General features: G+C 40.9%; 5 protein-coding genes and 1 pseudogene. 5 read left to right on the top strand and 1 reads right to left on the bottom strand.

The annotated features are described in order from the left end of the window. Positions 1-126 precede the first annotated feature (126 nt). Entirely contained in the window at positions 127-1,224 is a 1,098-nt protein-coding gene (locus tag DP117_RS15020) for a saccharopine dehydrogenase NADP-binding domain-containing protein (protein WP_169219099.1), read from the top strand. 265 nt (positions 1,225-1,489) lie between these two features. Here the strand turns inward: DP117_RS15020 and DP117_RS15015 are convergent, their stop codons facing one another. Next, complete coding sequence (locus DP117_RS15015) at positions 1,490-3,079, bottom strand: nucleoside hydrolase (RefSeq protein WP_169219098.1); 1,590 nt, start codon at positions 3,077-3,079, stop codon at positions 1,490-1,492. A 609-nt stretch (positions 3,080-3,688) separates the two neighbouring features. Here DP117_RS15015 and DP117_RS15010 point away from each other — a divergent pair. The 4 genes and pseudogenes from DP117_RS15010 (at position 3,689) to DP117_RS14995 (ending at position 7,163) form a co-directional block, all read left to right on the top strand. Continuing rightward, complete coding sequence (locus DP117_RS15010) at positions 3,689-4,801, top strand: precorrin-8X methylmutase (RefSeq protein ID WP_169219107.1); 1,113 nt, start codon at positions 3,689-3,691, stop codon at positions 4,799-4,801. 226 nt (positions 4,802-5,027) lie between these two features. Then, on the top strand, positions 5,028-5,486 hold the full coding sequence (locus DP117_RS15005; protein WP_169219097.1) for a Fis family transcriptional regulator: 459 nt from the start codon (positions 5,028-5,030) through the stop codon (positions 5,484-5,486). Positions 5,487-5,785: 299 nt separating this feature from the next. Then, positions 5,786-5,881 (top strand): annotated as a pseudogene (locus DP117_RS36230) (tetratricopeptide repeat protein); the annotation flags it as partial. Positions 5,882-6,854: 973 nt separating this feature from the next. Further along, positions 6,855-7,163, top strand: coding sequence for a hypothetical protein (locus DP117_RS14995; RefSeq protein ID WP_169219096.1), 309 nt, complete (start codon positions 6,855-6,857; stop codon positions 7,161-7,163). Positions 7,164-7,202: the final 39 nt, after the last annotated feature.

Below are 7,202 nucleotides of genomic sequence, written 5' to 3'. Positions count from 1 at the left end.
CCCTCCCTCCCTCACTCCCTCCCTATAGCGACTGACATTTTCGTACTTTGTTAGTCATACTCGCTGCAGATGACAAAGATAACGGAAAATTGATGTAATAAGAATGCTGTTGTCAATGCTGGAGCGATGACTGAGCGGGTTTTAATTCTTGGAGGGCGAGGACGGATCGGTAGTAGTGTTGCTCAAGATCTTCTCGTTCATACACAAGCACAAGTGACAATCACCGGACGCACACCAAATTATGGAACAGGCGACCGGAGATTACAATTTTTGTTGTTAGACTTGGCTGATGTGGAAAAATTGAGGAAGGCGATCGCCTCTACCGATTTGGTAATTCACTGTGCTGGTCCTTTTCACTATCGAGACACCAATGTTCTCGAAATCTGTATTGAACATGGTGTCAACTACTTAGATGTCAGTGACCACCGTTCTTATACTAGTAAGGCTTTAAGCTATAACGATGCAGCCGTATCTGCGGGGATCACAGCAATAATTAATACCGGTATCTTTCCCGGCATTTCCAACAGCATGGTACGTCAGGGTGTTGAGCAATTCGATACGCCAGAAAAAATTCATTTGAGTTATTTAGTATCTGGTTCTGGTGGGGCTGGTGTCACTGTCATGCGAACAACTTTTTTAGGATTGCAACAGCCTTTTGATGCTTGGATAGATAGTCAATGGCAGACGGTGAAACCTTACAGCCTAAGAGAAAATATTGACTTTCCATCTCCATATGGTAGCAGTGGAGTTTACTGGTTTGATATGCCAGAAACTTTTACACTACCTCATGCTTTTCCTTCAGTGAAAACAGTCATTACTAAATTTGGTTCAGTTCCCGATTTTTACAATCATCTGACTTGGATGGCTGCTCACATTTTTCCTAAGCAACTTATTCAGCAGAAAGGCGCTATTGAATTTTTGGCTCATGTCAGTCATTTGATGACTGATGTTACCAATCGTTTTAGTGGTATTGGGGTTGCAGTTCGCTCGGAAATTACAGGTTACAAAGGTGATAAGACAGCAACTTTTTGCTCGACTTTAGTGCATGAAAATACGGCATTGGCTTCTGGTTGTGGTACGGGTAGCATTGCTCAATTGTTACTAAATGGTACGTTGAAAAAACCTGGAGTCTCACCTGTTGAAGAAGCACTACCAACAGACTTATTTGAGCAAACAATGCAAAGTCGAGGCATTAAGATAAATTCTGAATGGTCTGATGTTTAAAGAAGAATGCAGAACACAGAATGCAATGAGGTGAGGATTTTAACCTCAACCTCAACTCTTATACCAATTTGAAAAAAGAATGCGACAGATACACACTCCCAAACCCTTGTTATCTTAGGCTTTCTTCATTTTGAATTTTGAGAGAAGTTGGAGCGGAGGTTTCCTCCGCTCCAATCTATGCCCTCCGGGCACGCTGCGCTATCGGTGATTTTGAATTTTGAATTGGTATTATATGGTCCGCCCTTGCGACCTTCTGCGAGTGTTATCATTTACTAGAAGTGCAAACCAGATCAAATACTAAGTTTTGAATCGTTGTCTTAAAATCGGGGTCTCCATCAGCCGGATTTACTGATAAACCCATTATGACAGGATTCTTGACACGTCCGAGTCTAAATAAATTTCCAATATCTCTACGAAAGAGTTCTTTAGCAGATAATTGACCTGTTACAGTATTTGGATCGCCGTTTGTCAGTGTTGTAATTTCGAGGTCGCTAAAATTTTCAAAGTTCACGAAATTATTCCAAACACTGGTTGCAGTTAAAGTATCCCATAAAAATAGTGTGTCGAAAACAAAAACTCCTGGAGCTGGATTATTTGCAAATTGCAGTTTTTGGATAAACTGAGCCGGAGGAGTCGCACAACTAGAGGGATTGTTTTTTATGCGATCGCCAAACCCTTCTAATTTAGCAAAATCCGTTGCATTCAATGGAACAATAGACACAGGAATTCCTGAGTTTAGGATTTTATCCATTGCTGGTGCATCAAGCCAAAAATTCACTTCTGCATTATTGAGCGAATTGAAGGCTTTTTTGTGTTCTCCTGTTTGAATATCTTGAAAATTCGTTCCTGGAAATGGTAAATGATGCGCTCCAAAAACGTGTTCTCCATCTTGGAAGTAAACGTTACCTACAGTCCAGACTGGGAATGCTTCATTGAGGCGATAGTTTCCATTCGCATCGAAATTATCCGATTTGTTTTTATCCCAAGCACCACCCATAAATCTAGTTGAAATAACCGAACTTAAGTCGGAAAGTTTCATCTTATTAGGACAACCATACTTTTGAGGATTCTTCTCAATTTTTACATAAGCTCTGGCTAAATTAGTTGCAGGTCCGACAGAAACAATTGTGAGAGGATCATCATTTCTATAAGCTTCACAAATGGAATTTGCCAAAAACTCGGAAGCTTTTTTCTTCGGTTCAATTAGGTCTAGTTCTGGAAGCTGAAACTTATTCAAAGTTTCCTGAGCCGAGGGAAGAATATACTTTAAAGCTTCATCTCGGAATGTTTTATTCAGTTCATTCCAGCAAATAATATCACGTTCAGAAGACACAAACTCTTTATGAAAAAGGCAAGGTTCTAGAGCTTGTCTTCCTCCAAAAGGAAGTTGAACTCTCACTCTTGTACGTCCCGAACCGGGAACAGGATTTCCAAACTCGTCAGCCTCATTTGGTACAGCAATCACTGCTGTCTGTTCATCACATCCAGAATAGATTTTTGCTTTGTTGTATTTAGCCAGAGATAGAACCTTTTGCGTGATGCCATCAATTGTTCCTTCTTCAGGACTAAAATTTCCTAACAGTGCTTGTTTTCGGTCAGGATAACCATTAGAATCTTTGCAATAAGATTCTCCGACAGGTGATGTTGTGACTCCGATTAAATTGATTGGAGGAGAATCCTGAGTAGAAGCAAGACTTAGAACTAATAATGCATAGAAGTCCTCAAATGCGCCATCATGATCAATAATCATGCGTATCGGCTTGGCAGCAAGTGAGGCAGATGGAAAGGAAAAGACACTTACAATACCTGCAATAAACAGGCTAAATAAGAGGTTTTTTATCTGAGAAAGAAACATGATTATATTAGCCTACTTTACTTGGTATATCTAACTAGAGAAGATGTATCATTATTTCTAGATGTTGAAGGGTTATGTAGAAAAAATTAACAAATGGAAAAGCCGTAACAAGATGTTTGTTTTACCGAATAAGAATTCAGGAGTCAGGAGCCAGGAGCGGAGCCGGAGCCGCTCCGCCTCCGGTCAGAATGAACTCCTATGCGACTGGTGAATGAATAATGGTCTAAAGCCCCCGAATTTAAACGCGAGAGAAAAAGAAAAGCGTTCGCGCAGCGTGGCGTCAGCCATAGCAACTTTACCGAAACCCCTGAATTCATTCGTGGGGCTATTCTGAATTCTGTTAGCGCAGCGGGACGCAGCGGAGCCGGAGCCGCTCCGCCTCCGGTCCATTCTGTCTTCTGACTCCTTCTCATAAATATTTTTAGTTTTCGAGAAATTAAGAAAAGCTAGGTTTTCGAGAAAATATAAGTAAAAATAATATATGTAAACTTACTGCTTTAGATAGTTGATCCAAAAATGTTTTTTTAAAAATTTATTTTGATGATAAACCTTAGCGCGATCGCTCTTTTAAAAAAAACTTTTCAATTAACTGAGTGTGTCAAAAAAATCATGACAACTAAACACCTAAGGATTAAAGAACTAACAGAAGCTGTCGGGGGCGGTATTACACCACGGATGGTGCGACATTACCATTCCTTAGGATTGCTACCCCAAGCAGTGCGAAGCAAGAGCAACTACCGCCTCTACTCACAGAAGGATGTGCGACTGTTGCAGCAAATTGTAACACTCAAGCAGCAAGGATTCCAGCTAAGTCACATCCGCCAAATTCTCCAAGAAGTCGAACCGGAAGCACAGACGAGTACACCTCTAATGCTGCAACTACAGCAGCAATACTCGATAGTGATGCAGCAAATATCACAACTGCGGCAAACGGCTGCAGCCCTAGAAGGGTTATTAGGGCGTGACAAAGACTGTCAACTCATGCAAGCCCAAGTGCTGGCACAGTTAAAGTTGCTGGAAGTAGAATCTCAAACAGGGCTTGGTGGATTAGAAAAACTCTGGAGTCGATTAGATGCCCAAGTCCATGCTCATCCAGAAGCTTTTGGTGAATCTTTACAATACTTATTACCTGAACTCTCTAATCGTTCGGAAATTGAGCAAGACTTGATTTCTAAGTTGGTTTTGGCTTGTGGAGATGTTAGTTTAGTTTCGTTTATTAAGGTGAGTCCGGGTGCGATCGCCTCTTGTCGTGAAGCTTTAAAATTAGGCTGTGATGTTGTAGTAGATATTTCTACGGTTGCAGCGGCATTGGATGAGACAAGATTAAGTCATCTGGGATGTCAGGTGAAGACTTTGATTGACAACTCCCATGTTACCACTGTCACAGAAGCAGAACAAGCGTTTTGGCTTTCTCAGGAATGGCGCGAAAAATTGCTGCAAATAGCCAAAGGTTCGATATTAGTAGTTGGCTATGCACCATCAGTTTTGGTTGCTGTGTGCGAAGCGATTGAAAAGCAAAAAATTCAACCTGCGCTGGTGATTGGGTTACCCATTGGCTTTAGCCACGCACCTGCTGCTAAGCGAAAACTTATGCAATTACATATACCATTTATTACTATTCAAGGTACTTTCGGTGGTGGATTGTTAGCAGCCACTGCGCTAAATCCCTTAATGGAATCATTGATAGAAAAGCCGGATTGTCATTGTCATTTGAGTTGTTAGTTGTTTTGAGGATTATATTTTTCAGGACTTGTGTGCAACTCGTTAATGTTAAAGTTATGACATATAGGAATCCGGGTTTAACCGATGTGTCGCATTCTTTTTTCAAATTGGTATAATTTTTGAGTAATTCTAAATACTATTTGATACAAGCATTGCTAAAAATCCGGAAAGTCATAGCGAAAGCTTGTATTCTACTCTGCTACTACTAAACTTCTGAGCTAGTTTTATGACAGAACCTTTAACGGCAGCAGTGATTGTTTCTTTATTTTTCTCTGAAGCGATAAAAGAAGGTGGAAAAGCTTTCACTAAGGGTGTTACTGATACATTTGCTCAATTAGTAAATACCATTCGTGAAAAGTTTAAGGCAGAGGGAACAGAAGGGTTGCTGAAACGAGCAGAAAGTGAACCCACCCAAAAGAATAAAGAGAAGCTGCAAGATGAACTGCAAACTCAGATGGATGCAGATGAAGCATTTGCGAATAAACTCAAGGAATTAGTCCGACAGCTACAAGCACAAGATGAAAGGATACGTCAGGTTGTTTTGAGTGAGATTGAATTAACTGGTGACTTGAAAGCAAAAGATATCAGCCAGAAAGCGAAACGGGTTGGTTCCGTTTCGCAGGAAATGGTTAAAGCGGTGAAAGCTACAAACATTGATTTAGGCAATTTAAATCAAGACGCTTAATAGCGTTCATAAAATAGTAGGGTGCGTTATCGCGAAGCGTAACGCACCATTTATCTTAATGCGTTACTAGAATGGTGCGTTAGCCTTCGGCATAACACACCCGACAAAATTTAAGAGAATGTTCACAATGGTGCGTTAGCCTTCGGCATAACACACCCTACAAAATTTAAGATTGACTGAATATTTATTTATTTTTACTGAAAATTATGACTAACAATGAATCTCTATCGGTTGTACAAAAAATCTTTGAGAATGTTCACAATGGTGCGTTAGCCTTCGGCATAACACTACAAAATTTAGATGTCGCCACCAGTTACAACAACTTGGCTGGACTCTACTCTTCCCAAGGACGGTACACTGAAGCAGAACCACTTCTTCTCAAAGCTTTGGAAATTGCTTCACTCAGCGAATGAGTCAATCATCCCAACACAATCACTTTCCGTGAAAATTTAAAATACTTGCGTGAACATCGCCAGTCTTGGTTAGTGAAAGTCGTTTCTTTTGTCGTTCGCGCTTTGCGCGGCTCCCCTTGGGAGCATCGCCTTTGGCGACTCCGTTAGCGCAGCGTCTCCGGTAGGAAAAGGAGTATCGCGAGTTCCAAACACTTGTTCGTAAGTTATAAACGCTTATTCGTAAGTTATAAACGCTTGTTCGTAAGTTACAAATGCTTATTCGTAAGTTACAAACGCTTATTCGTAAGTTACAAACGCTTGTTCGTAAGTTACAAACGCTTATTCGTAAGTTACAAACGCTTATTCGTAAGTTATAAACGCTTATTCGTAAGTTACAAACGCTTATTCGTAAGTCAATACGGTTCAGATAAGACCAAAACCATTGTCACATTGTCATCTTGACAATGTACGAACGCTCGGATGCAACGTCTCTACACATTATCAAATTTCGCAAAAAATCCTTAACTGAACTGTAATTGCTTCAGGTGAAAGCAAAAAGCGATTGCCTACGGCAGAGCTTCGCTTGTAGGTGTCATGACTCAAAAATCGTAGACCTTGAAGGTCTTATACCAAGTTGCAGTCAAACAGCCAACTTGTCATACTGAGCGTAACGTAGTGAAGCGAAGTATCTCGCGAGATTCTTCCCTCCGGTCAGAATGACACATTAGAACGCAACTTGGTCTTAGTCTGCACGCTCCGACTTTGTACAGATACGACTAGCTATGAGTAGTTCTGTATAGGTTTTTCGGAGCGGTGTACCTTTAGATGGTTACTCGTATGCTTTCTAAGATATTTGTCAGGCTGATAAATCAGCCCGTGTCGCGTTTCCTCTTCGCTCTAAAGAGACGAAGCTCCCACGCTCCCGCTTTTCTTTAGGTGGGTTATACTACGTACATTGAATTAAGACATATATACTATGAATACTAAAATTTTAACGCTACTCGGTTGCTCTGGCTCTCTTGCTGCGGCACTTCTCGTTCCTCATCCAGTTCAGGCAATTCCAAAGAAAATTCAAACTGAAATAGCACCCCGTTCAACTGAGGCTGTCACCAGCACCAGTTCAAACGAAGAATTCCCTCAAACATCTAACATTTCTGAAGCCGTAGTTAAAATGTATGCTCAAGCAAAGTTTGGTTGCCTGTGTACAGATTGTACAAAATTGTCGCGTCAGATGCTCCAGCAAGGTTCCTCATCTCCCAACAGTCCAATTCCGCCAGGATTTTGAATTTCTTTACGTCATCCAAACCCTTATAAGAATGCCCGT

Origin of the sequence: Brasilonema sp. UFV-L1, from assembly GCF_012912105.1 — a bacterium.
Taxonomy (GTDB): Bacteria; Cyanobacteriota; Cyanobacteriia; order Cyanobacteriales; family Nostocaceae; genus Brasilonema.
The sequence above is the reverse complement of the archived record's forward strand: the minus strand, read 5'-3'. Positions and strand labels throughout refer to the sequence as shown.